Annotated in this window: 11 protein-coding genes and 3 pseudogenes; 5 read left to right on the forward strand and 9 right to left on the reverse strand. The window is 72.9% G+C overall.

Annotation, left to right across the window (positions count from 1 at the left end; all coding sequences use genetic code 11):
- Position 1 precedes the first annotated feature (1 nt).
- Positions 2-12,221 (reverse strand): annotated as a pseudogene (locus WJ438_RS36615) (amino acid adenylation domain-containing protein).
- A gap of 185 nt (positions 12,222-12,406) precedes the next feature.
- Between WJ438_RS36615 and WJ438_RS36620 the strand changes: the two are divergent.
- A pseudogene (locus WJ438_RS36620) lies at positions 12,407-12,865 on the forward strand (molybdenum metabolism regulator); the annotation flags it as partial.
- Positions 12,866-13,034: 169 nt separating this feature from the next.
- Positions 13,035-13,755, forward strand: a pseudogene (locus WJ438_RS36625) (FAD binding domain-containing protein).
- A 53-nt stretch (positions 13,756-13,808) separates the two neighbouring features.
- Here the strand turns inward: WJ438_RS36625 and WJ438_RS36630 are convergent.
- The 4 genes from WJ438_RS36630 to WJ438_RS36645 form a co-directional block, all read right to left on the reverse strand.
- Entirely contained in the window at positions 13,809-15,287 is a 1,479-nt protein-coding gene (locus WJ438_RS36630) for a glutamate--cysteine ligase (protein ID WP_406728994.1), read from the reverse strand.
- Between the two features lie 94 nt (positions 15,288-15,381).
- Positions 15,382-15,585 carry a hypothetical protein gene (locus WJ438_RS36635; protein ID WP_406728995.1) on the reverse strand — a complete coding sequence of 68 codons (204 nt, stop codon included), beginning with the start codon at positions 15,583-15,585 and terminating at the stop codon, positions 15,382-15,384.
- A 206-nt stretch (positions 15,586-15,791) separates the two neighbouring features.
- Positions 15,792-17,129, reverse strand: coding sequence for an MFS transporter (locus WJ438_RS36640; protein WP_406728996.1), 1,338 nt, complete (start codon positions 17,127-17,129; stop codon positions 15,792-15,794).
- On the reverse strand, positions 17,126-17,779 hold the full coding sequence (locus WJ438_RS36645; protein WP_406728997.1) for an ArsR/SmtB family transcription factor: 654 nt from the start codon (positions 17,777-17,779) through the stop codon (positions 17,126-17,128). The genes WJ438_RS36640 and WJ438_RS36645 overlap by 4 nt, the downstream gene beginning before the upstream one ends.
- A 206-nt stretch (positions 17,780-17,985) precedes the next feature.
- Here WJ438_RS36645 and WJ438_RS36650 point away from each other — a divergent pair, with 206 nt between their 5' ends.
- Positions 17,986-21,360, forward strand: coding sequence for a pyruvate carboxylase (locus WJ438_RS36650; RefSeq protein WP_406728998.1), 3,375 nt, complete (start codon positions 17,986-17,988; stop codon positions 21,358-21,360).
- Positions 21,361-21,702: 342 nt separating this feature from the next.
- Here WJ438_RS36650 and WJ438_RS36655 read toward each other — a convergent pair whose 3' ends face one another.
- From WJ438_RS36655 to WJ438_RS36670, 4 genes are all read right to left on the reverse strand, one after another.
- Entirely contained in the window at positions 21,703-22,713 is a 1,011-nt protein-coding gene (locus tag WJ438_RS36655; RefSeq protein WP_406728999.1) for a questin oxidase family protein, read from the reverse strand.
- Between the two features lie 139 nt (positions 22,714-22,852).
- Positions 22,853-23,350, reverse strand: coding sequence for a carboxymuconolactone decarboxylase family protein (locus WJ438_RS36660; RefSeq protein WP_406729000.1), 498 nt, complete (start codon positions 23,348-23,350; stop codon positions 22,853-22,855).
- Positions 23,351-23,423: 73 nt separating this feature from the next.
- Complete coding sequence (locus WJ438_RS36665; protein WP_406729920.1) at positions 23,424-23,702, reverse strand: helix-turn-helix domain-containing protein; 279 nt, start codon at positions 23,700-23,702, stop codon at positions 23,424-23,426.
- On the reverse strand, positions 23,593-25,086 hold the full coding sequence (locus tag WJ438_RS36670; protein ID WP_406729001.1) for a PucR family transcriptional regulator: 1,494 nt from the start codon (positions 25,084-25,086) through the stop codon (positions 23,593-23,595). The genes WJ438_RS36665 and WJ438_RS36670 overlap by 110 nt, the downstream gene beginning before the upstream one ends.
- Before the next feature lie 177 nt (positions 25,087-25,263).
- Between WJ438_RS36670 and WJ438_RS36675 the strand changes: the two genes are divergently transcribed.
- The gene (locus WJ438_RS36675; protein ID WP_406729002.1) at positions 25,264-26,226 is read left to right on the forward strand and encodes an NAD(P)/FAD-dependent oxidoreductase; all 963 of its coding nucleotides are present in this window, start codon (positions 25,264-25,266) and stop codon (positions 26,224-26,226) included.
- A complete protein-coding gene (locus WJ438_RS36680; protein WP_406729003.1) occupies positions 26,145-26,531 on the forward strand; it encodes an NAD(P)/FAD-dependent oxidoreductase in 387 nt (128 codons plus the stop codon). The genes WJ438_RS36675 and WJ438_RS36680 overlap by 82 nt, the downstream gene beginning before the upstream one ends.
- Positions 26,532-26,566: the final 35 nt, after the last annotated feature.

Consider the following 26,566-nt stretch of genomic DNA (forward strand, 5'->3'; position numbering starts at 1 on the left):
GTCAGTCCCTCGTCGGCACCCCGCCCCTCGGAGCCGGGCCGACGGTGTGGCCGAGCAGGTGCAGCGGTGCGGCCGACACCCCGGCCCGTTCCACGGCGCCCCAGTAGGCCAGAGCCACCTCCGCGTCCACCAGGCCGTGCACCAACGGCAGTTCGTGGCCGGCCGCGTGCAGCAGGGACTCGGCGCGGCAGGACGCCAGGGTGCCCTCGATCCAGGGCTGGGCGAGATAGCCGGCCGCCGCCGCGGCAGGCAGATCCTCGGCGACCTCCCGGTCGGTGCGGCCGACATGCAGCAGCCCGCCGCCCAGCACCAGCACGTCGTCGCGTTCTCGCATGCGTGCGAGGGCCCGCTCGGCGTCGAAGCAGTGCGGGAAGGAGTCGTCGACCACGATGGCCCCCGGCCGCAGCCGGTCGACGTCCAGCACCGCGGTGGCGCCGCTCACCGCCGTCACCAGCAGGTCCGCACCGTGGACCGCGTCCGGTAGCACCCGCTCCGACTCCGCGACCTCGAAGCCGCCCGCACCGACCAGTCCGCGTTCCCGCAAGCGTCGTCCCAGCGCGGTCAGCCGTGGTCCGCTGCCCCGCACGTTGCACAGCAGGAGACACCGGGGAGGTCGGACGGCCAGGGACAGCAGCAGCTCCAGGGAGGAGGCACCGATCGAACCCAGTCCGGCGAACGCCACGTCGAGATCCGAGAGATCCCGGCCCGTGGCCCCGAGCGCGGCGTGCACCGTCCTGACCACCGCCACCACCGTCGCCGCGTGCCCCGTCGTCACGGCCGCCGGATGACTTCCGGACCGCAGCACGTCGAAGCCGTATCCGGTCAGCGACGGAATCATTCCCGCCAGGGACACACAGCGCGCACCCTGTGCGGCGGCGAGCGACACGGCACGCGCGGTATGCCCCACCAGCCCGCTGCCCGCCGCGAGTTCGTCAGCGAAGAGCGGAACGCAGACGAAACCGGACCGGCCCAGCGGCGTACGGACCGTCTCCAGCAGACGCGGGACGCCGTCGGGGAACAGCAGGTCGCGCAGCTCGGCCCGCGACAGCGCCGACTCGGGCAGACCCGCCAGGCGCGCCAGATGGTCGGGGGCGGGCAAGTAGCCGACCAGGGCCGCGTCCATCGTGTCCCGCGCCCCAGGTTCAGGGTGACCACCCGAACCGGACGGGCGCGGCGCGGGCCGGTGTGTTTCGGGCTGGTCCGGCACGCCACCGCCCTCTGACGCGGCCAGGATGAGACGCCGGCGCACCGAGTCGGCGAAACCGTCGAGCGTGCCCGGTGCGAACGCCGCGGCCGCGCCCCGGACCGTGACCCGCAGCCCGTCCGCGTCGGGTCGTACCGCCATGAACACGTCCGTCGCGACGGAAGGCGGCAGAAACGTACTGTCGCCCGACTCCCACGACAACCGCAGCGTCCCGCCATCCGCGAGGGCCAGCGCCGAGAAGTCGAGGAAGGTGAAGAAGAACTGAGAGGTCAGGGGAAGCCCGTCGGCGCTCCGGGGGATCACGTCCTCGTGGGTGCGTGCCTCTTCCGCCTCCGCCGCGACACGGCGGAGCGCGCCGTCGAAGTCCCCTTCGGAGAGGGGCCCGTCGAAGGCGGAGGCCGGCCGTACGGGTACGGCCGTGGCGAACGGGCCGAAGACCCGGTGCGCGTCGGGCAGCGTTCCGTCCCGGCCGCTCACCGCCAGCCCGACGATCAGGTCCGGCCGGCCGGTCAGCGCCGTGAGTTGCTGGTAGTAGGCGGTCAGCAACGGCGCATAGAGGGTGGTCCGCGCGCGTGAGGCGAGCGCGCGCAATGCCGCGGTCGAGGAGGCGCCGAGGGCGAACTCCGCGGAGCGGAACCGGATGTCGCTGTGGGCTCCGGTTCGCTCCTCCGCGCCGCTGCCGCTGACGGTGGTCCGCAGCACCGGCGGTCGGTACGGGGCGCACACCCGGGCTTGACGTCGCGCCCGGCCCTGCCCGGCGGCACCGGTCCCGTGCCCGGTCTCCGTCGAGGACCGGACGTGGGCACGGAAGTCGCTGCGCGGCAAAGGGAGTAGGGGTGCGGCACTGCCACCGGTCAGCCGGTCGTACACCTCGGTCAGTTCCTGCATCAGCAGCGCCGCGCTGTATCCGTCACCGATGACGTGATGCGCGTGCACCAGCAGGATGTGCTCCTCCGGGGCCAGGCTCAGCACCTGAAGCCGCAGCAGCGGCCAGGCCCAGGGTTCGAGGCGCCGTGCCGCTTCGGCCGCGGCCCGTTCGTCCACTTCGGCAGGTGTCGCGACCGTCGCGAAGGCGACCGGAAGACGCAGCGACGGCGGCAGTTCCTGCTGGACGGGCGGACGGGCCCCGGCCGGGAAGACGGTGCGCAGCATGCCGTGACGTTCCACCAGCAGGTCGACCGCGGCCTGGAAGACCTCGGGATCCAGCGGTCCGGACAGCCGAAGCCGCGCCAGCCAGGTACCGCCCCCCGGCGAGAGAGCCTCCGCGAGGAGGAAACCGCGCTGGCCGGGTGTGAGGGGGAACGGAGCCGTGCGGTCGTCTGCGCTCGGGTAAGGAAAAGCGGGGTGCGACTTCGCCGAGACGGCGTCGACGGCCGCGGAGAGCGCCGCGAGGGTTCGATGACGGTAGATCACGGTCGGCCGGGGCAGCGGCGCTTCATGCTCCGCGAGCCGGGAGAACACCCTCAGGACGAGCAGCGAGTCACCGCCCAGGTCGAAGAAGTCGTCCTCCCGGCGTACCGAGGCCACCTGGAGCACGTCGGACCAGATCGCCGCCACACGTCGTTCGGTCGCCGTGGCCGGGGGAGTCCCGTCACCGTCCGGAAACGCCGAACCGGCGGGGACATCGTCCTGGACCGCTGTCGCGCCGGAGCCGGGGGACGGGCCGGTCAGTGCGAGGCGGTCGACCTTGCCGGTGCCCGTGAGGGGCAGCGCGTCGAGACAGGTGATCCGGGCCGGGATCATGTACGACGGCAGGAGACCGGCCAGATACCGGCGCACCTCCCGGGTGTCCGGCGGACCGGCCGCGGGCCGGAGGGTGACGAAGGCGAGCAACCGCCCCTCGTGTGCGATCACCACCGCCCGTGCGACGCCGGGACACCCTTGGAGCGCCACCTCGACCTCTCCCGGCTCCACCCGGTTCCCACGGATCTTCACCTGGTCGTCGACCCGGCCCAGGAACTCCACGGTGCCGTCGGCCGACCGGCGGACCCGGTCTCCGCTGCGGTACCAGCGCCGCCCCGCCCGCATGGTGAACGCCCGCCTGGTCAGCTCCGGTTCGCCCAGGTAACCGGGGGTCAGGCCGACACCCGCGATGAGCAGTTCCCCCGGCTCGTCCGGCTCGCACGAGGTGCCGTCGGGTCGGACCACCTCCAGATCGGTGCCGGCCACGGGGTGTCCGATCGGCAGCTGCCGCACCGCGTCGCCCGGGCGTGAGCCGATGACGTGGCAGGTGGCGTTGATGGTCGACTCGGTGGGCCCGTAGAGATTGGCGAGGCGCGCGCCGTTCCCGAACAGGTCGAACCAGCGGCGCACGTGATCCACGGGCAGTGCTTCCCCGCCGACATGGACCCATCGCAGCGCGGTCAGGTCCGGCAGACCCGCCCCGTGCCGCGCCCTCTCCTCGGCGGCGGACAGCAACTGCTCCCACAGCGTCGGCACGGAACTCCACACGGTGACACGCGCCCGCTCCACGTGCGTGAGCAGCAGCTCGGGATCCCTCAGCAGGGCCCGCGGCACCGTCACCACGGTGCCGCCGACCAGGAGAGGGGCGAGCAACTGGCGCACCGAGGCGTCGAAGCAGGGCGACGCGGTCTGCGCGAGGCGGTCGCCGGCACCGTACCCGAAGGTGGCGACGGCCCAGTCGAGGTAGTTCTCCATCGCCCGGTGAGTGATCGGTACCGCCTTGGGCCGTCCCGTGGACCCGGAGGTGAAGATGACATACGCGATCGCCTCGGCACCGGGCGGCGCGGCAGGAGCGTCCGGGGGTTCCGGTGCGGTCACAGGAGCGCCGCCGTCCACCGTCGCGTCGTCGAAGACGGGAACCGCTCGTACGGCCGTGAGAGCGTCGGCGGTCTGCCGGGTGGGGGCGTGGCACACCACGGTGGTGGTGTCCGTGCGGACCAGTTGATCGGTCAGGCGTGCGAGGGGGTGCTCCGGGTCGAGCGGGACCCAGCCGGCCCGGCGCGCAGGATGCCCACCACACCGACGACGGTGTCGGCACCCGGCTCGGTGAGCAGGCCCACCAGATCGCCCGGACGTACGCCGAGGGCGCGCAGGCGTGCGGCGAGCAGAGCAGAGGCACGATCGAGCGCCCCGTAGCTGAGCGGCGCACCTGCGGCGGCCCCGGCAGTGGTGTCCACCGCGAGCGCGTCGGGCCGGGCCCGGAACCGGTCGAGCAGCCGCGCGACCAGCGAAGACGGCACTGGGGACGGCACCGAGTGAACAGCGCCGGCATCCGGCGACGGTGCCGCCGAGCCGGGCGACGGCGGCGTGCACAGCACCGCGGCCAGTTCGGCGCGGAACTCCCGGTCCAGTCGTGCCACGGTGGCCCGCCGGAACAGCGGCTCCGGGAAGTTCCACGACCATCGCAGAAGCGGACCGTCCGCCCAGCACAGCAGACTCAGCCGGGTCGCGGCCGACCCGGTGCCGGCCGCGGTCGCCCGTACCTCCACTGGACAGTCCGCGGCCGCGCTCACCGGGAAACGGGCGAAGCTGAAGCCCGCCGGGCTCACCGTTCGGGGGCCGAATCCGGCACCGGGCGCGGCACCGGGAAGCAGCGCGGCCAAGTCCAGGCTGCTCAGTCCCGCGTGCCGTTCGCTCTGCAGCCATATCCGGCGCAACCGCTCCGCCAAGGGCAGAATCCCCTCGTCGTCAGCCGTCCGGCACAGCAGGGGAAGGGTGTCGGCGAGCGGGCCGACCAGCCGGTCCACACCGTCGCATCGGTCCTCCCGGCGGGCCCTGGCCACGTTCACGGCGACATCCCGGCCCTTTGACCACCGCGCCAGGCAGCGCACATACGTGGCGAGCAGCAGGTGGAACAGGGAGACGCCGTGCGCGGCGGCCAGCTGTTCCAGGCCGGCGGTGAGCCCCGCATCGAGCTCGCCGTAGTGCTGCACGATCGGGCCGGACGGGTCGGATCGGCCGGACGGAGCGGACGCGGGCACGTCGGGATCACTGTCGTACGGCAGCCGCAGCGCCTCGCCGCGCGCGGCGAGGCGCTCGGACCAGTAGCGTCGGTCGGCACGCCGCTCAGCGGAGTCGGACGGCGGCAGACTCGACGCGTACTGCGCGAAATCCGGGGCTTCAAGGGCCTGTTGCGGGCGGTCTCCGTGGCACAGAGTGGTGTACGTGTTCCACAGTTCCTCTGCGAGGAGGTTCAGGCTGTAGCCGTCCACTGCCGCGTGATGCACCACCAACAGCAGATGGGCGAGCGCCGGCCCCGGCGGAGCAGTACGGCCCGGACCGGTGGCAGCGCCGCCAGGTCGAACGGCTGGTTGCACACGGCCGTTTCGGCAGCGTCCACCTCGCCGGCGGCGCAGTCGCGCACCTCGTACCAGTCCGACAGCGACACCGGCGGCGCCACGCGCTGCGTCGGCATGCCGCCCGCGTCGTCCACCCGCAGCCGCAGCATGCCGTGCCGTTCGGCCAGCGCCGCCAGCGCCCGGCCGAGCAGACCGGTGTCGAGCGGGCCGCGGACCGTCAGTCGCAGATGACCCCGCGCCGGGACGTCCGGGTGCAGCCTGCTGCTGGTGTACAGCGCGAGTTGCACGGGCGTCAGGGCGAAGGGCAGCCCGTTCCCGACACAGGAACCGTCACCCGACCCGTGCCCGGGCCCGCTCGTGGTCGGTACGGGGGTTTCGCCGGTGTGATCCTCCAGGTGGGCGGCGAGTTCACGCACCGTCCGGTGTTCGAAGAAGAGCGTGGTGGGCAGTTGCCTCCCCCACCTCCGCTCCAGCCGTTTGACGAGGTCGACGGCGCCCAGCGAGTCCAGGCCGAGCCGCAGGAACGGCGTGTCGTCGTCGACGGCGGACGCCGGGACCCCGAGCGACTGCGCCAGCAGTTCCCGCAGCACGACAGCGGTGCCCGACGGCACCGCGGGCCGCCGTCCGCCGGCGTCGTCCGTGTCGTCGGCCCGCTCGACGGCCGTGGACCGCATGGGATACCGCGGCACGGCGGCAGACCGTGTCGCCGGCGCCAGGTCGGCGAGGACCAGCTGCCCGGCGTCGGTGCCGCACGCCGTTCGCAATGCGGCCAGCGCGGGCCCGGTCGCCAGGGGCCGGCCTCCGCCGGCCGTGAGGCCCCCGGCACCGTCGAGTGCTCCGAGGCCCTCGGCGACCACGAGGCCCGTCTCGGCGAACGGACCGAGGTTCACCGACAGCCAGGGCAGGCCCGCCAGGCGCTCGGCTCCGGCGAAGGAGTCGAGGAAGGCGTTGGCCGCCGCGTAACCGCCCAGCGCGCCGGCCAGGCCGGGCAGTACCGACGAGACCGACGAGAACGCGACACACACCCCGGGACGCTGCCCGTGCCGCTCCAACGCACCGGCCAGCAGGACCGTGCCCAGGGTCTTCGCCCCCAGCGCGTCCACCGTCTCCGGCACGTCCGTTCCGCGCAGGCTGCCGGGTCGTACCACGCCCGCCGCGTGGAACACGGCATCCAGCGGCGGCAGCGCGCGAACGAGCCGCTCCACGTCGTCGGGTGCCGTGAGGTCGGCCACGACGTAGCGTGCGTCGGCACCGAGGCCGGCGAGCTCCTTCAGCAGATCCGAGGGCGGGTTCGGGGATCGTCCGGCCAGCACCAGGACCGGCCGGCCCCGGCCCGCCAGGTCCCGGGCCAGTGCGGACCCGATGCCTCCGGCGCCGCCCGTGACGAGGTACGTACCGTCGACCGGCAGCCGGTTCCCGCAGTCCGGCTTCCCCGCCGCTCCCGGCTCTCCGGCCGCTCCCGGCGCGACGGATCGTACGAGGCGCTGTCCTCCCCTCCAGGCCACGGCTCCCGCCGCCTGCGGCGCCGTCAACTCGGCGGCCAGGGCCCGCAGCCGCCCCTCGTCGTGGGGAGAGCCCGGGGAGTCGTCGGGGCTCTGGTGTCCGGGGGAGTGGGGTGAGTCGTGGGACGAGAGGTCGACCCAGTTCGCGACCACCCCGGCCGACTCCTCCGGTACGGCGAGTGCCAGACCGCCCAGGATTGCCTGCCCTGGCACCGCGTGCTCCACACCGTGCCCGGTGACGTGCGCGTCCTCGGTCACGATCAGCAGGCGGCGGGCTCCGGACCGGTCGAGCAGGGTGAGGGCGTCCTGGAACGCCGCGACGGCCTGTCGCAGGTCCCCTTCGAGACCCTCCGCCGGGTTCGGCCGGACCGGCCCGCCGAGGAGAACCACCGTCTGTGGACGGACCTCACCGTCGTCGGCCGTGACGGCCCGCACGCCGACGGCGGCGAACCCGGCCGCCAGGCGGCGCACCGCCACCGAGTCCGTTCCGGTCACCAGCACGGGGCCGGGAAGACCGTCGCCAGGCAGTGGCGCGGGCTGCCAGGTGATGCGGTGCAGCAGTCCGCGCGCATCGGGTTCGGGCCAGTACCTGCGCCGCTGGTACGGGTACGGCGGCAGCGCCACCCTGCGGTGTCCCGCGTCGAGCGCCGTACGGTCCAGCGGCACCCCGCGCACCCACAGCCGCGCCACCGTCTCCATCAACTCCCGTGCCCCGCCCGGCGCGGCTCCGGTACCGGACGGCTGCACGGGGGCGGACACCACAAGGGCGCCGTCATGGACGCCGTCGAGGTGCCCCCGGCGGCGGGCGGCCACCGCACGGAGGGGACCCGCGAGGTTCTCACCCGGGCCGAGCTCCACGAACGTGTCGTAGCCCTCGTCCAGCAGACGCTCCACGGCCCGGCCGAACAGGACCGGCCGCAGCGCGTGTTCGCGCAGATGGTCCGGATCCAGGCGTGGCTGCCACTCGGCGGTGAGCGTACTCATCACCGCGAGCGCGGGCACCGAGGGACTCAGCAGCCTGCGCGCCGCCTCGCTCAACTCGCGTGCGACCGGCGCCATCAGCGGCGAGTGGAAGGCGCGCGGCACCCGCAGCGCGCGGACCGTCGCGCCCCGCGCGGTGAGCAGCTCCGACGCCTGCCGCACCGCGTCGGGGGTGCCGGAGATCACCAGCCGGCCGGGACCGTTGTACGCCGCCACCGCGAGGTCACCGGGGGAGGCTGCCACCAGCTCCGCCACCTCTCGTTCGTCGGCGCCCCGTACCGCAGCCATGGCACCCGGCGCGGTCGATTCACCCATCAGCCGCCCTCGTTCCGCGGCGAACAGCACCGCCTCGGACAGTGACAGCATGCCGCCGACGCAGGCAGCCGCCAGTTCACCGACGCTGTGCCCGACCACCGCGTCGGGCCGCACCCCCCAAGCCGTCAACTGACGGGCGAGCGCGACACCGTGCGCCACCAGCAGCGGCTGCGCCACCTCGGTCGCGGACAGCGAGGCGGCGTCGACTTCGCCGTCGACGCACCAGGCCGTCAGCTCCCGCCCGTGCACGACTCCCACCAGCGCCGAAGCCTCGTCGAGCGTTGTGCGGTACACGGGTGCCGTGTCGTACAACTCCCGGCCCTGTCCCGGTCGCAGGCCGCCCTGACCGGGCAGGACGAAGACGGTCCGCGGCCGGTGCGTCACCGTCCCGGCGACCGCGCCCGACACGGGCGTCCCGTCGGCGGCGCGCACCGAGGCGAGCCGTTCACGCAGGTCGCCGGCGGCCACGACGGCGAGCCGATGCGGCCGTTCGTCGCGTGCGGCGCCCGCCGTCAGACAGACGTCACCCTCCGCGAACTCCGGGTGGTCGCGCAACTGCTCCGAGATCCGCGCCGTCCACGCGCCGAGCCCGGCGGCGCTGCCCGCCGACAGGGTGAGCAGGTTCGGGCCGCGGACGTCCCCGCGCGGTGCACGGGCACGGGAGGGGGGTGCCTGCTCCAGTACGGCGTGCGCGTTGGTGCCGCCGAAGCCGAAGGCATTGATCCCCGCCCTGCGCGGCCCGGACGACTCCCAGGCCGTCACCTCGGTGACCAGGGAGAACCCGGACCGCTCGACTGCGGGGGAGACCGGGGCGTGATGCAGGGAGGCCGGCAGCCGCCCGTGCCCGAGGGCCAGGACCACCTTCACCAGGGAGGGCAGCGCCGCCGCGTTCAGCAGGTGCCCGACGTTGGTCTTCACCGAGCCGAGCAGCCGGGGCCTGCCGTCCGGGCGGGCCGGGAAGACATGGGCGAGGGACCGCAGTTCGATCGGATCTCCCACGGCGGTACCCGTCCCGTGGGCCTCGACGTACGAGACCGACGCCGGGTCGACGCCGCAGTACGCGTAGGCCCGGCCGATCACCTCGCGTTGACGCAGCGGATTGGGCGCCATCAGACTCAGCGACGTACCGTCGTTGTTCACCGCGGTACCGCGTACCACGGCCAGGACCACGTCGTCGTCCCGCTGGGCCTCCTCGAGTCGCCGCAGGACGAGGACCGCGCCGCCCTCGCCCGGCACGAACCCGTCGGCCGCGGCGCTGAAGGCACGGCTGCGCCCGGTCGGTGACAGGGCCTTGGCCGCCTCCAGAGCCTGGTGTGCGGACGGTGTGAGGTGCAGGTTGACCCCGCCGACGACCGCGACGTCGCACTCGCCGTCCGCGAGGCTGCGCCGGGCCAGATGCAGCGCCACCAGACCCGAGGAACACGCGGTGTCCACGGCCAGCGCCGGACCGTCCAGGTCGAGGCAGTGTGCCACGCGCGCGGCGACCAGGTTGGGAAGATTGCCGGTCAGGGCCGTCGCGTCCGCCGAGGCGCCCGCGGGACCCGCCTCGGCGAGGAGCTGTCGGTAGCCGCTGTCGCCGACGGCGGCGAAGACCCCGGTCCGCAGGCCCCGCCGCCGGGGCCCGGCGTACCCGGCGCGTTCCAGTGCCTCGTGGGCGAGTTCGAGGAAGACGCGCGCCTGCGGGTCCAGCGTGCGCGCCTCCTCGTCGCCGATGCCGAAGTGGCCGGCGTCGAAGGCGGCGGGGTCGTCGAGGAAAGCTCCCCAACGTCCCGGTTCCTCCGGTCCCGTGCGGCCGTCCGTGTGCCAGCGGTCCGGAGGCACCGCGGACACGGCGTCGCGCCCGTCGGTGAGCAGGTCCCAGAACTCCTCCGGCGTGCCGGCCCCGGGGAACCGGCAGGCCAGCCCCACCACGGCGGTCGCGGACGCACCGTCCGCACGGCCCGCGGCGGACGCACCCTCCTGCCCGTACGCCACCGAGGCGGCCGCCTCCCGCTGAGCGGACGTGCCCTCCACGGCATCCGTCCCGACGACGTCCACGAGGTGGTCGGTGAGCGTGGCGACCGTGTCGTTGCGCATCACCGCCGGTCCCAGGGCGACACCGAGGGACCGTTCCAGCTCGGCGAGCGCCTCCATGGCCCTGAGCGAGGTACCGCCCAGTTCGGCGAACCGATCCCGGTCCCCGAACGACGCCTGCGGCAGCCCCAGAACTCCGGCCCACGCCTCACGCACCGCGCGCCGGACGTCCCCGCGTGCACGGGGCGCCGTCCCCCGCCCCGCGGACGACGGCCGCGGCCGTTCCACCGGATCGCCCGGCACCGCACCGGAACGCGCCGACGGTCGGTACGCCCCCGCCTCGAACCGGGAACGCATGCGCTGCCGCCGTACCTTTCCGCTCGTCGTCCGGGGGAAGGCGGACGGCGGCAGCGCGAGCACCCGTACGTCGTCGTGGCCCAGCGCCGCGCGGACCCGCCGTGCGACCCGGTCCAGTACCTCGGACGCGGTCCGCGGCGGTCGCGCCCAGGCGACGAACACCACCACCCGCTCCCCGCCGCTCACCGGATCGGTCGACCCGACCACCGCCGTCGTACCGGCCGGTACCCCCGGCGTACCGGCCGCCACTTCCTCCAGGTCCGGGGCGTGGAACGTACGGCCGTTGACGAACAGGACGTCCTTGTGCCGGCCGCTGACACACAGCCGACCGTCCCGGAGGAAGCCCAGGTCGCCGGTGCGCAGCCAGCCGTCCGCGAAGGACCTTGCCGTCGCGTCCGGCAGACCGTGGTAGCCGCGTGCGAGCTGCGGACCACTCACCTCGATGTGCCCCACCCGCCGGTCGCCCAGCGGCCGGCCCTCGTCGTCGGTGATACGCACCGAGCAACCCGGCACCGGTACGCCGACATCCATCAACTCCACGGCGTCACCACCGGGTTCCCGTTCCACCGCGCGGCCCCGGCTGAGCGCGGCGCGCTCCACGGCCACCGGCACGGCCACCTCGCCCAGCGGCGGGAACGCGACGGCCAGCGTCGCCTCGGCCAAGCCGTACACCGGCGTCGCCGCCCGCGGATCCAGCCCCGCCGCCCGGGTCCTGGCAGTGAAGTCCCGCCACACCGCCGCCGATATCGGCTCGGCCCCCACCAGGATCAGCCGCACCGTGCTCAGGTCCAGGCCGGCGAACACCTCGCCGGGAACCCGACGGAGGGTCAGGGCCAGCGCGAAGTTGGCCGCCGACAGGATCGTGGCGCGATGCGCGGCGGCCACGTCGAACCACAGCCGGGGATTCTTCGCGAACGACAGGGGACCGATCTTCACCTGCTTGGCCCGCGCGGCCAGCGGTGCCAGATGGGTGCCGATCAGGCCCATGTCGTGGAAGTACGGCATCCAGCTGACCACCACGTCGTGTTCCGTGAGGGCGGAGGCCTCGGTCAGTTGCCGCAGATTCGCCAGGACGGCCGCGTGGGTCAGCTCCACACCCTTGGGCGCACCGGTGCTGCCCGACGAGAACTGCAGGAAGGCCAGGCCGTCCGGGGCCGCTTCGGCGGGAGCGGTCAGGGGCGGGCTCGTCCGCAGCGCGTCCAGCCGCAGGATCTCGGCACCGTCGGGGAGTTCGGCGGCCACCGGCGCGCAGGCCGCGTCCACGACGACCGGGGGACGCCCGAGGTGCTCCCACACCGGCCGGACCCGCCGCGCGTCGGGCGCCAGCGGCACCGGCACCAAACCGGCCGCGAGCGCGCCCCAGAACAAGGGCTGGAAGTCCGCGCTGTGCTCCGCGAGCACCGGAACGCAGGTGCCCGGCGCGACACCCGCCGCACGCAGACCGCCCGCGACGCGCAGCGTTCCGTCCAAGAGCTCCTGGAAGGTGACGGCCACCTCGCTGCCGTCCCCCCGGACGTGAACGATCACTTGGCCGGGGGACCGGCGGGCGGCATCGAGCAGGACGTCCAGCAGTGTCGCGGCGTTCATGTGTCCGTTCGTTCGTCGGTGAGGCAAGCGTTGTGGTGAGGCATGCGTTGTGTGGGACGGTCCGGAGCCGGAACAGGTTGCTTCCGCGTATTGATCACCGGCAGGTCCATTGTCAGTGGTCCCGCCCACGGTTCGATCAGTGGGATTCGCCGGAGCGGCCGGGGACCCACTTCGGGGGCTGCCGTTACTGCTTCGACCGGAACGGCACCCGTCCGTGGAATCTCGGCACGGGCGCCGGGTCGGCCCTGTCGATGCAGTACCGGGACGAACGGCTGTACCTGGTCACCACGGACGGTTCGCTGGTGCGCGTGGACGCGAGCGAGGCGGCCGCCGCCCAGCAGGGCACGGTGCCGGTCGCACGGGACGCCAAACCCGCCGCGGCACTGCCGACACACACGCCGGCCACGACGGCGAGCGCGGTGACGCCGGTCGCGCAGGCACCCACCGGGTCGATCGTCGTGGAATGCGCCCAGGACGGCGGCCGTCCACGCGTGCACGTGGTGCCCGCCGGGTGCGACCCGTCGTGAAACGTCCGGTTCCCGCGTGCGGGACGAGAGCCGGGAGTCCGCTATGCGGCGGACGCGCTGCACGCGTCCGCCGGCGGCTTCCACCGGGTCCGCGGTGACATCCGCCGGCTGCTCTGACCGCCGGGCGGCCTCTCGCGGGTCGTACACCCGACGCACACGGTGCATGCGTGAACCATGCGTGAGCCCTGTACGCGCCCCCGTGGCCGTCCGGAGAATGCAGTGTCCGTGATCATGCGCGGAGTGCCTGGTTCCTTCCGCCGAAGCAGAGGAAAGCAGGTCGACCGCCGTGCTGTTGCGTCTGCCCACGTCCCTGTCCGAAGCACAGAACTGCATGGCTGAGGGAGCGGTGCCCATCGGCGGAGCCACCCTCGTGTGGGCGCTCTGGCAGCGGGACGGCTTCCCCGAGCAGGCGATGTCCCTGCGCAGCCTCCCGGAGGCCAATGTGCTCGAGCGCGAGGCGCTGGGGGCGGCCGTTCTGCTGCACCGGATCGACGACCGGGTGCCGGAGGTCCTGCGCGGCGCGGCCGCCACCGTGGGCACCGGCGCCGTGCGCCGGACGGCCACGGTCGGCGGCAACATCGTGGGCAGCACCCTGCGCTGCCTGCTGCCGGCGGCGCTGGTCCTGGACGCGCGCGCCACTGTGCTGGACCGGGACGGAACCTACGAGACCGACCTGGCCGAGGTGGTGGCCAAGCGCCACCTGTTGCTCAGCCTGCGCTGGCGCGACCCCGTGACGAGCGGATACCACAAGGCGCCCGGCGAGGTGGGGGACCGCCGCCGCTCGTCGTCTCCACCGCCGTGCACGCCGAGGACGGCGGCCAACGCCGTGTCCGCGTCGCCGTCCGTGACGGCTACGAGGTGATCGGGGGAGCACGGAGTGCGCGGCCGGCACGGACGAGGTGCTGGGGGCCCTGGACCGCACGGATCTCGGTTCGCTCTCCCCGGCGGCCCGGGACGTGATGTGCCGGGAGGTGTCCGGGGTCCTCGACCGGGCCACCGACGACTGACGGCACCGACGGCCCACCGCTTCAGTCGGCCGCGTGGGCGTGCCAGGCCCGCGTCAGTCGACGGGCCAGGTGTGCACCGGGGCGTTGAGATGCATGTAGTCGATGTACATCTGCGTCATCCGCCGCAGGGCCTCATGGCGGCCGCAGTGGGTCGAGGCGTCGATGTGGTGGAACATTTCCTTCTGCCACACCGCCCCGTTGCGCCCGGTGACGCATCGCTGGTCGATGATGCCGAGCAGCGGCTCCCGCCAGGCCTCGTCCATTCCGGAGAGCTCCAGCCCGCGGTGTGCCAGCGGCAGCAGCCGCCGCAGCACGAGCTCGGGCACCGGCACCTCGCCCATCCCGGGCCAGTACAGCCGTGCCTCGATGCCGTGCCGTGCCGCCGTGTGCAGGTTCTCCTCTGCGGCCGAGAACGACATCCTCAACCACACGGGCCGTTCCTCCTCCACCAGGGCACGGGTGAGCCCGTAGTAGAAGGCGCCGTTGGCCAGGGTGTCGGCCACGGTGGGGCCTGCCGGCAGCACCCGGTTCTCCACCCGGACATGCGGCTTGTCGTGCGCGATGGCGTAGACCGGGCGGTTCCAGCGGTAGATGGTGCCGTTGTGCAGGGTCAGCTCGCCCAGTTCGGGGATGTCGCCGCGGTCCAGCGTCTCGGCGGGATCCTGCTCGTCGCACAGGGGGAGCAGCGCCGGGAAGTACCGCAGGTTCTCCTCGAAGAGGTCGAAGACGCTGTTGATCCATCGCTCCCCGAACCAGACCCGGGGGCGTACTCCCTGCGCCTTGATCTCCTGCGGGCGGGTGTCGGTGGCCTGCTCGAACAGCGGGATGCGGGTCTCGTGCCACAGCTCCTTGCCGAAGAGGAAGGGCGAGTTGGCCGCCAGGGCTGTCTGGACCCCCGCGATCGCCTGGGCCGCGTTCCAGTAGTCGGCGAACTGTTCCGGGAACACCTGGAGGTGGAACTGGGTGCTGGTGCATGCGGCCTCGGGAGTGATCGTGTCCGCGTAGGTCCGCAGCCGGTCGACGCCGTCCACCTCGATGTGCAGGTCCTCGCCCCGGGCTGCGAAGATCTGGTCGTTGAGCAGCCGGTAGCGCGGGTTCTCCGACAGCGCCGACTCACCCACGTCCTCCTGCCGCAGCGTCGGCAGAATACCGGTCATGATCAGGTGGGTGCCGACCGACTTCGCGCGTCGCTCCGCGTGATTCAGCGCGGCGCGGATCTCGGATTCCCAGGAGTCGGGGCCGCCCGCCGTCAGCCGTCGGGGCGGGACGTTGATCTCGAGGTTGAACCGGCCCAGCTCCGTGGACCAGGCGGGGTCCGCGATCGCTTCGAGCGCGTCGCTGTTGCGCATCACCGGCTCCGCCCGGTCGTCGACCAGGTTCAGCTCGATCTCCAGCCCCACCTGGGGCCGCTCGGACTCGAACCGTGCCTCACGCAGCATCTGTGCGAACGTGTCGAGGCACTCCTGCATCTTGATCCGGTACCGGCGGCGGTCCTCACGGGTGAACACCAACGCCGGGACGTCGCGTCCCATCGCTTTGCCTCCCGGCCTCGCGGCTTCCCGTCCTCGGACACCTCTCCACCCCAGCGTCGCACCACCGGGCGACTCCGACCAGGCGGGACGGGACTCACCACGACGCCCGGGGGGCGGGATACCCGTACGGGGTACCTGGGCGGGCGGGGAGGCGCTCCTTGTCGCGCAGGCGGAGTCCGGCGGTCTCGCCGAGGCAGTCGGGGATGCCCCGGCGTGCGGCGGAGCGCTGCGAGGCCGGACCGTGGACGTGGGCGAGGAGCCCCTGCACACCGCGCAGCGACAGAGCCGGCGCCACCATCCGCTGGCGGCCTCCGACGCCACCACGGCGCCCCTTCGGCGTACCTCGGTTGCGCACCGCCGTGCGGACCGGGCTAGCGTGCATGGCGAGGACGCCGTGGCAGCGCGTCCGGCGAAATGCATGCGTTGGTGGTCCAAGGCAAGACGCCCCAACCCCGTGGGGAGATGCAGGTGCAAGGCCTGCCCAACGCTCCACCCGAATGCCGGTCAGCAGCGTTTCCTTGCCGGAGGACGAGCCGGGGAACGTGGTTTCCCGGGCTGCAGTTCCCCGGCGCCGCGCTCACCCGCACGGTCCATCTGACGCCATTCCGGCCTCAGGCCGGCCAGGTTCGTGGTGAGGAAGTACACGGCCCCTCCACCGAGCAGCACTGGCACGAGCCCGACCGAAGCCACTGCCGCCCCGGCGATCAACCCACCCAGTGGCATGCCGGCCCAGGCCAGTGACGTGGTGAGCGCCTTGACCCTGCCCAGCATCCGGTGGGGGATCCGTTCGAAGAGGACGGCTCCCAGCACCGGGTTGAGGAAGCCGGCACCGAAACCGCTGAGAGCGAACACGGCCAGTACCGCCCCCATCGGCGCGTCGGAGGCGAGGATCAGGAATCTCGGCGCCCCGGCGAGCAGGAACCCGGTGAAGAACACCATCCGGCGCCGCAGCCGGTGCGCGTACGCCGCGGCGATCAGGCTGCCGCCGACCGCCGCGATTCCCTGCACGCTCCCCAACAGACCGATCGCACCGGGCCCGTTGCCGGACTCGTCGGCCCAGACCGGCACGAGCACCGAGTTGAACGCCGTGTCCAGCAGGTTGGTGACGGCGACCATGAAAGCGATCGTCAGCAGCAACAGGTCACCGCGGAGGAACGTGAAGCCCGCCGCGAACCGTCGCCAGTAGCTCGCTTCCGGCGAACCGGCCTGCGATGCGGCAGCGGCGCGCCCCATGCCGCGGGGCAGCGACAACGCGATGATCACCGAACCGAGAGCGAATCCGCCCGCGTTGACGGCCAGCGCTGTCAGGGGACCTAGCAGCGCCACCAGGGCGCCGCCGGACGCCAGGCCGATGGTGGATGCCAGGCGTTCGGTCACCCCCGACAGGCCGGTGGCCCGTTCCAGTGGTACCCGACCGCGCTCGGCCGCCTCCGGCACCATGACCTCCTTGGCCAGGTCGCCGGGGCCCCGGGCCGCGCCGATCAGCGCCACCAGGGCCAGCAGGAGGGGGAAAGAAAGCAGGTCCAGGGCGTGGAGGAGGGGAACCGCGGCGGCCGCGGCCGCGCTCGCCAGGTCGGCGGCCCAGGAAACGGTCCGCGGGCCGATCCGGTCCACCAATGGTCCGGTGAGCGCCTTGACCACCACGTAGGGGGTCATCTCGCAGAAAGCGACCAGCCCGGTCCGGGTGGCGCTGCCCGTCGTGACGAGAACGAACCAGGGCAGTGCCACGACAGAGATCCGTGTGCCGGTCTGCGAGACGGCGATGGCCGTCAGGACCCCTCCCAGGGGCCGTAAGGACCGTGGGAGGGGTAGGCCGTCGGTGCCCGGGACGGCGTCGGTCATGACGTCTCCGTGCCTGTTGTCCCCGTGCCCGCGGTGTCTCCGGACGCGTCGAGTTCGGGCAGCAGGTACGTGATCACGGCGACCCGTTCGGCTCCCTCGGGGGCGCTTGCCGCCGACTCCGGTCCGTCCCGCCGGTAGCGGGTGATGACAGCCTTCAGCTCTTGGTGCAGGGCGCCGGTTTCCTCGGGCGTGAGCCGCAGGGCCCAGTCGCTCATGTCCAGGGTGTCGCGCCACGCGCGGGGCATCGTCTGAAGGCCGTTCAGCGTCTGCTGCGCGCGCAGGGAGTAGAGGGCGGCGACGGACTGCAGGTAGGCCAGCGTGGCCTCGGGCTCCCGCTCGGCCAGGTCCGTGGTGTTGAACCAGGTCGTCCGGTGCACCGAACGCCACCAGCGCTCGCGCGCGTTGCCGCGTTCGGTGTCCTCCTCGACGAAGCCGGCCGCGTCGAGCCGGCGCAGGTGGTAGCTCGCCGTACCGGAGTTCACGCCCAGCCGCTCCGCGAGGCGGGTGGCCGTCGACGGGCCGTACTTCCGCAGCAGCCCGACCACCTGCACGCGCACCGGATGGGCGAGAGCGCGGAGCCCCTTGGCATCCAGAACCACCGCGTCCGCTGCGACTTGCGAGCCCCCGGGGCTCGCGCTCCTGTCAGTCATGCCGCTCAGCCTAGACCGCGAACAGTTCTTCGCGAAGACATCTTTGCGAAGAACTGTTCGCGGTTTCCCGATACCGATCGGCGGTTCCGGGTACTCACTGTGCGGTTCAGGGCACTCACTGTGGAGAGTGGTCTGGCTCACATGGCGTAGTGGGGCCGACGCCGACACCATTGTCTTCGTCACCCGGCAGGCTGAAGGGATCAAGAATGTTCCGCAAGGTGCTGGTAGCCAACCGTGGTGAGATCGCGATTCGGGCGTTCCGCGCAGGCTACGAGCTGGGCGCCCGAACCGTCGCGGTCTTCCCGCACGAGGACCGCAACTCGCTGCACCGGCTCAAGGCGGACGAGGCGTACGAGATCGGGCAGCCGGGGCATCCGGTGCGCGCCTACCTCTCCGTCGAGGAGATCGTCGGCGCGGCGCGCCGGGCGGGAGCCGACGCCGTCTACCCGGGGTACGGGTTCCTGTCCGAGAATCCCGAGCTGGCCCTCGCCTGCGAGGACGCGGGCATCACGTTCGTCGGACCGCCCGCCCAGATCCTGGAACTGACCGGGAACAAGGCTCGCGCGGTGGCCGCGGCCCGTGAGGCAGGCGTGCCGGTGCTCGGGTCCTCGGCGCCCTCCACCGACGTGGAGGAACTCGTTCGTGCCGCCGACGACATCGGCTTCCCCGTGTTCGTCAAGGCGGTCGCCGGTGGCGGCGGGCGCGGAATGCGCCGTGTGGAGGACCCCGCCCAGCTGCGGGAGGCCATCGAGGCCGCCTCCCGGGAGGCCGCGTCCGCGTTCGGCGACCCCACGGTCTTCCTGGAGAAGGCCGTCGTCGAACCCCGCCACATCGAGGTACAGATCCTCGCCGACGGCCATGGCAACGTCATTCACCTCTTCGAGCGCGACTGCTCGGTGCAGCGCCGCCACCAGAAGGTGATCGAACTCGCGCCCGCGCCGAACCTCGACCCGGAGCTGCGGGACCGGATCTGCGCCGACGCCGTGCGCTTCGCCCGCCGGATCGGCTATCGCAACGCCGGGACCGTGGAGTTCCTCGTCGACCGCGACGGGAACCACGTCTTCATCGAGATGAATCCGCGCATCCAGGTCGAACACACCGTGACCGAAGAAGTCACCGACGTCGACCTCGTGCAGGCGCAACTGCGCATCGCCGCCGGTGAGACGCTGACCGACCTCGGTCTCGCCCAGGAGGACATCACCCTGCGGGGCGCCGCGCTGCAGTGCCGCATCACCACCGAGGACCCGGCCAACGGCTTCCGCCCCGACACCGGGCGGATCAGCGCCTACCGCTCGCCCGGCGGCTCCGGCATCCGCCTGGACGGCGGCACCACCCACGCCGGTACGGAGATCAGCGCCCACTTCGACTCGATGCTGGTGAAACTGACCTGCCGGGGCCGGGACTTCACCACCGCGGTCAATCGGGCTCGGCGCGCCGTGGCCGAGTTCCGCATCCGCGGCGTCGCCACGAACATCCCCTTCCTGCAGGCCGTGCTGGACGATCCGGAGTTCCAGGCCGGACAGGTCACCACGTCGTTCATCGAGCAGCGTCCGTACCTGCTCACCGCGCGCCACTCCGCCGACCGCGGCACGAAGCTGCTGACCTACCTCGCCGACGTCACGGTGAACAAGCCGCACGGCGAACGGCCCGAACTGATCGACCCGATGACCAAGCTGCCCCGGCTGCCCGCCGGTGAGCCGACGGCCGGGTCCCGGCAGCGGCTCACCGAACTCGGCCCCGAGGGCTTCGCCCGCTGGCTGCGCGCGTCACCGACCGTCGGCGTCACCGACACCACCTTCCGCGACGCCCACCAGTCGCTGCTCGCCACCCGGGTCCGCACCAAGGACCTGCTCGCCGTCGCCCCGGTGGTGGCGCGCACCCTGCCCGAACTGCTCTCCCTGGAATGCTGGGGCGGTGCCACCTACGACGTCGCCCTGCGCTTCCTCGCCGAGGACCCGTGGGAACGCCTGGCCGCCCTGCGGGAAGCCGTACCGAACATCTGCCTGCAGATGCTGCTGCGCGGCCGCAACACCGTGGGCTACACGCCGTACCCGACCGAGGTGACCGACGCCTTCGTCCAGGAGGCGGCGGCCACCGGCATCGACGTCTTCCGCATCTTCGACGCGCTGAACGACGTCGCCCAGATGCGGCCCGCCATCGACGCCGTACGCGAGACCGGAACGGCCGTCGCGGAGGTCGCCCTGTGCTACACCGCCGACCTGTCCGACCCGTCCGAGCGGCTCTACACCCTGGACTACTACCTGCGCCTGGCCGAGCAGATCGTCGACGCGGGCGCGCACGTCCTGGCCGTCAAGGACATGGCCGGCCTGCTCCGGGCGCCCGCCGCGGCGACGCTGGTGTCGGCCCTGCGCCGGGAGTTCGACCTGCCGGTCCACCTGCACACCCACGACACCTCCGGCGGCCAGCTCGCCACCTACCTCGCCGCGATCCAGGCCGGAGCGGACGCGGTCGACGGGGCGGTGGCGTCCATGGCGGGCACCACCTCGCAGCCGTCCCTGTCGGCGATCGTCGCGGCGACCGACCACTCGGAGCGGCCCACCGGCCTCGACCTCCAGGCCGTCGGCGACCTGGAGCCGTACTGGGAGAGTGTCCGCAAGGTCTACGCCCCCTTCGAAGCGGGCCTGGCCTCACCCACCGGCCGTGTCTACCACCACGAGATTCCCGGCGGGCAGCTCTCCAACCTGCGCACCCAGGCCATCGCCCTGGGGCTGGGCGACCGCTTCGAGGACATCGAGGCGATGTACGCCGCCGCCGACCGGATGCTCGGCCGCCTGGTGAAGGTCACCCCCTCGTCGAAGGTGGTCGGTGACCTGGCACTGCACCTGGTGGGCGCCGGGGTGTCCCCGCAGGACTTCGAGCAGGATCCGGATCGGTTCGACATCCCCGACTCCGTCATCGGCTTCCTGCGCGGCGAACTGGGCACCCCGCCCGGCGGCTGGCCTGAGCCCTTCCGGACCAAGGCACTGCGGGGCCGCGCCGAAGCCAAGCCCGTCCAGGAGCTGACCGCCGACGACCGTGCCGGGCTGGCGAAGGACCGTCGGGCCACGCTCAACCGGTTGCTGTTCTCCGGTCCGACCCGCGAGTTCGAGACCCACCGCCAGACCTTCGGCGACACCAGCGTCCTGGACAGCAAGGACTTCTTCTACGGGCTGCGCCCCGGCAAGGAGTACACCGTCGACCTCGACCCCGGGGTGCGGCTGCTCATCGAACTCCAGGCCGTGGGCGACGCCGACGAGCGCGGCATGCGCACGGTGATGTCCACCCTGAACGGTCAGCTGCGGCCGATCCAGGTCCGCGACCGGGCGGCGGCCTCCGACGCCCCGGTCACCGAGAAGGCCGACCGGACCGACCCCGGCCATGTCGCGGCGCCGTTCGCCGGCGTGGTGACCCTCGCGGTCGCCGAGGGCGACGAGGTGGAGGCGGGGGCCACGGTGGCCACCATCGAGGCGATGAAGATGGAAGCCGCGATCACCGCCCCGAAGTCCGGCACGGTGAGCCGGCTGGCCATCAATCGCATCCAACAGGTCGAGGGCGGCGACCTCCTCGTGGAACTCGCCTGACCCGACCGCAGGCCGTGGACGTCCCCGCTCGGTCGAGGAGCTCGCTCAGCGGCGGCAGGAGCAGGGACGTCCGCCGCATCAGGGTCGTGTGCGTGGGGGAGGGCAGCACGGCCGGCCGCGACCGCGGAATCAGGCGTTGCATCTCGGCGGCGCGCTCGACGCGTACGAAGTCGCTGTCGCCGATGACCCGCAGTGTGGGAGCCGTCAAGCCCGCACAGGCCGTCGGCGGTCCAGAACAGTGTCGGCGGTCCAGGACAGTGGGGCGTGCGCCGTGGCGGAGCACTTGGCGAGGAACCCCCGCGCAGCCGCTGCGGGACGGCGTAGCCGCGTCCCATGGCGTACCTAGGCCGGCGGTTCGCTCAGGTCGACGGCGCGCAGGGCCGCCGCCAGAGCCGGTTCGTCGCCGACGTCGAGGGCCGTGTCGGTCAGCTTGATGACGTGTTCGTCGCCGTGCGCCAGCGCCCGTTCGAAGACCTCGTCGGGGGTGAGGGCGCCCGGCGGGGAGTACGCGACGGGGGAACGCGGCGCGTACATCGCGGTCACCGCCGCGGACGCCGTCCAGGCGGCCCGCAGACTCGGTACCCACAGGGCACGCGGCAGCGCGGGCATACTGCGCAGTACGGCGTTGGGGGCCGTGGCCGCGTGGACCAGCATGGTCTCCTCGCCGTGGCCGTGTGTGGCGTAGCGGTGGGTGGCGGCCCGCACCAGTTCGCCGAGGCGGCGGCGGGCCTCGTCCGGGGCCGAGACCGTGGCCGCCCACATCGGCAGGCCCGTGACCCGGGGGAGTCGGTCGGTGAAGCCGCCGTCCTGTGCGGCAAGGGGCGTCACCGCGTCCAGGGCGGCGGCGGCGCTGCCGGAGCCGGGCAACGGTGCCGGATCAGCGAGGGGGCGGTAGCGGGCGGCCCAGTAGCCGAGGCCGTGCCCGAGTTCGGCCAGGCGTGGCCCGGTGGCCTCACCGGCCAGGAGCGTACGCACGGCGTGTCCCACCCGGATGACCGGATGGGTGGAACCGCCGTACAGGCCGGGCAGGAGACGGGGCCACCACTCGGTGAGCACGTCACGCCAGGGATGTTCGGCCATCTCGCGGCCGAAGTAGCCGATCCAGTCGGCGGCGCGGCGGGAATCACCGAGTGCCGAGGGCCAGTTGACGGACGTGACCGGCTCGCTCCGGGCCGGGAAGTCCTCGAGCTTGCGCGCGTACAGGTCGAGCCACCGGTGCACCGAACCGGCCCGCCCGTGCGCGGTCAGGGCTTCCACGGTCATCGGCGCGTGATTGGTGAGCCGGCCGAGCCGCTCCGGTCCGAAGCGGTGCAGTCGCTGGAGTGCCTCGTCGAGCGTGCCTGTCGTGTCCATGGACAGGACGGTAGGCGCGATGCCACTGCGGCGTAACGGGCCGCAGACCTAGGACCGGCCCCGGACGACTACGTCTCCCGAACCAGCCCCCAACCCCACGAAGGCGGGGCCGACGGCGCCGGCGGGTTCACGGAGGCGTTCAGCCGGTCTGTGGCGCGGTGCGGCTGCGCACCGGATGCTTGCTCAGGACGGAGACCCGGTTGAAGGCGTTCATGGTGATCGCCACCCAGATCACGGCGGAGATCTCATCCTCCGACAGCACGGAGCGTGCGAGCGCGTACGCGGTGCTCTGCGCGTCGGCGTCCGTGGGCAGGGTGGTGACCTCGGCGAGTGCCAGCGCGGCGCGCTCGCGAGGATGGAACAGTTCGGTGTCGCGCCAGGCGGACAGCACGCCCAAGCGCTGTACGGTCTCACCGGCGCGCAGCGCCCGCGTGGTGTGCAGGCTGAGGCAGAACGCGCAGGCGTTGAGCTGGGAGACCCGGATGTTGATCAGCTCGACGAGAACGCGGTCCAGACCGGCGTCGGCCGCGACCTTGCGCACCGCCTCGGCCGTGGCCGCCAGCGCGCGATAGGCGTCCGGGCTCTGCTTGTCGACGAACACCCGCTGGTCCGTGGTCTCCACTGCCGCCTGGGTCACGTGCACTCCTTCATCGCGCGGTGTCTGAACCTTTGTTCCTATCATCCACGCTTAGTTGTTGAAGAATGTAGTTTCATCCGCCGACCGAGCGCGTCCCCTCGCCCATCGCCGTGAGCTGCAGCCGCAGCGCCAGCCGCACCCGGGGCGAGGACAGGTCCACCGAGGCCACTTCGTCCAGCTTGCGCAGCCGGTAGCGCAGCGTGTTGGGATGGATCCGCAACAGCCGCGCGGCGCTCTGCGGGTCACCGAAGTGGTCCAGCCAGGCCGCGAGGGTTACGCAATACGGCGTGCCGTGCTCCTCGTCGTGCGCGCGCAGCGCGGCGAGCGGCCCGCCGAGCAGGCCCGTGTCGATCCCGACGGCCGCCGTGGCACGCTCCACGACGACGGTGTCCCAGGCGTCCTCCATCAGGACGATCCCCGTCCGGTCGGGGAGCGAACAGGCCGGCGCCGATCAGCCGGTGGAGCTCGCCGGCCTCCGAGGTGGCACGGGGCAACTGGTCGGGGGAGTGGGCGGGGCAGCCCGCCGCGGCATACAGACCCGGGTCACGGGTGTGGACCTCACGCAGCACATGCCGAAGCCAGTCCAGGGTGCCCGCACCGGCATCGGCCATACCCCCGGCGGTGACGGGACGTCTGCCCCGCGGCCGCTCGGTGACCAGGCCGAACAGCAACCCGTCGAGGTCGGTCAGCAGGGGCTGGTGCCAGCCGAAGCGGAGTGCGACCGATTCCCACAGATCCAGTTGCCTGCGTACGTCGGTCCCGTCGGGCGATCCGAAGGCCACCACCCGCCAGGGACCCGCCGGAAGCGCGGGCGCCGCGCCCGGTCCGGAAACACCCGGGCCGGGCGCGGCGCCCGGCCCGGTGACGGAGGCGGCGCCCTCGCGCAGGGTCACCCGCAGCTGACCCGTCGAGACCCGCCGTGCGATACCGGCCTCGGCACGCAGCCGCAGCAGGTGCAGGGCGAGGACCGAGGCCACGTCGCTGAGCTCCCGGATGCGTTCCGGGGGGACCGGAGAGCGGACCACCGCCCAGATCGAGCCGAGCCACTCGCCGCCGGCCCGTACCGGGATGATCAGCCGGGGCAGGGTGCCGTCGGGGCCGGCCGGGGTCCAGATGGGGTCGCTGGAGCGGGCGAGCCTGCGGAAGACACCGCCGGCCCGGAAATGGGTGAGGGTTTCCGGGGGCACACGCCGTCCCACAATGGTGGAGACGCGCGCCGGATCGGTCGTGTCCTGCCGCGCGGAGTAGGCGAGGACCCGGGACTGCGCGTCCTCCACCGTCACCGGCGCGTCGATGATCTCGGCCGCCGCGTCGGCCAGCGCGAACAGGTCGACGTGCGGTCCCGGAGTGCCGAGGCGACTGGTGTCGGGCGCGGAGGCCCGGTCGATGACGCCCCGCAGCAGCCAGACGACATGCGCCCACGAAGTGTGCGGCTGCAGCTCGACCAGCGCGGGGCCCGCCAGCTCGCGGGCGGCGCGGGCCACCTGCGGATCACCGGCGAAGGGGCCCTTGAGCACGACGCCCCCGGCCGCCGCCCGGGTGGCCCGTTCCAGCAGGGCGACGGCCCCGGCCCGGTCGGTCACGCCAACCCCCAGGACGAGTTCTCCCGGCTGCCCCACGGCATCCCCGGGCTCGGCCAGGGCGACGTCGTGCACTTCGGCGTCCCTGGCCGCCACGACAGTGCGGAGAAACCCGGCGCCCAGGGAATCCACCAGATCGGTGACCGTGATCATCATCGGCCTCCCGCGGCGCGACGGCGGCAGCTCATGAGCAGGGTCATGCCCCCATTGTGACCCGGGGCATAGTTCCCCGCGCATCACGTGTATGACTCCCATTGGCCGTACAGCACAAAGACAACGGCACGGTCCGGGCCCACCATCGGATACACCACCGCCTTGGAGAAGAGGTTTCGCATGACCCGCCCCGCCTCGCCCGCGCACTCCGGCCCCCGCTCCGTCGCCGTCGTCGGTGCCGGCATGGTCGGACTGTCCACTGCCTGGTTCCTGCAGGAGCGAGGCGTCGACGTCACCGTGTACGACCGTGACGGGGTGGCCGCCGGCTCCTCCTGGGGCAACGCCGGATGGCTGACCCCCGGCCTGGCGACGCCGCTGCCCGAGCCCGCGGTCCTCAGCTACGGCGTACGGGCGGTCCTCAGCCCGTCCTCCCCGGTCTACGTCCCGCCCAGCGCGAACCCCAGCCTGCTCAGGTTCCTCGCGGGGTTCGCCCGGAACAGCACCGCGACACGGTGGCTGCGGGCGATGCGCGCGCTCGTCCCCATCAACAGCCTGTCGCTGTCCAGCTTCGACGCGCTGGCCGAAGGCGGCGTCGAGGCGCGGACGCTCGACGCCAAGTCCTTCCTCGCGGCCTACCGCACGGCCGGGGAACGCCGGGTTCTGCTGGATGAACTCGAACAGATCCACGCCGCCGGACAGAGCATGGAGTTCGACGTCCTCGACGGCGACGAGGCCCGGGGGATCGAGCCGTCCCTCTCGGACGAGATCGGCGCGGCGATCCGTCTGCACGGCCAGCGCTACATCGACCCCGGACACTTCGTGCATGCCCTGGGCGACGCCGTCCGCGCCCGGGGCGGCGAGATCCGGGAGCGGACGGAGGTCACCGAGGTGCGGGACGCGGCCACCGGTGTCACCGTCCTGACCGGTGACGGCCAGAACCGGCACTTCGACGCGGTGGTCCTGGCCACCGGAGCCTGGCTCGGCCGCCACGCCAGGAAGTTCGGGGTCCGCTCCCTCGTCCAGGCCGGCCGGGGTACAGCTTCAGCGTCCCGGTCGAGCACGTGCCGTCCGGCCCCGTGTACTTCCCCGGCCAGCGCGTCGCCTGCACGCCGCTCGGCGACCGGCTGCGCGTCGCCGGAATGATGGAGTTCCGCAAGCCGGAAGCGCCCCTGGACGCGCGCCGGATCAGCGCCATCGCCGAAGCGGCCCGCCCGCTGCTGCGCGGCGCCGACCTGGACGCCCGCGAGGACGAGTGGGTCGGCTCGCGCCCCTGCACGACCGACGGACTGCCCCTGATCGGGGCCACCCGCTCCCCCCGGGTCTTCGCCGCAGGCGGACACGGCATGTGGGGCATCACCCTCGGCCCGGCCACCGGACAGCTGCTCGCCGAGACGATGGTCACCGGCGAACGCCCCGCGCAGCTCGCGCCGTTCGACCCGCTGCGCTGACCGGCCGCTGCAGGCGGGGCGGGATGTCTGCCCCG

Source organism: Streptomyces sp. GD-15H, from assembly GCF_045291515.1.
In the GTDB taxonomy this organism is placed as follows: Bacteria; Actinomycetota; Actinomycetes; order Streptomycetales; family Streptomycetaceae; genus Streptomyces.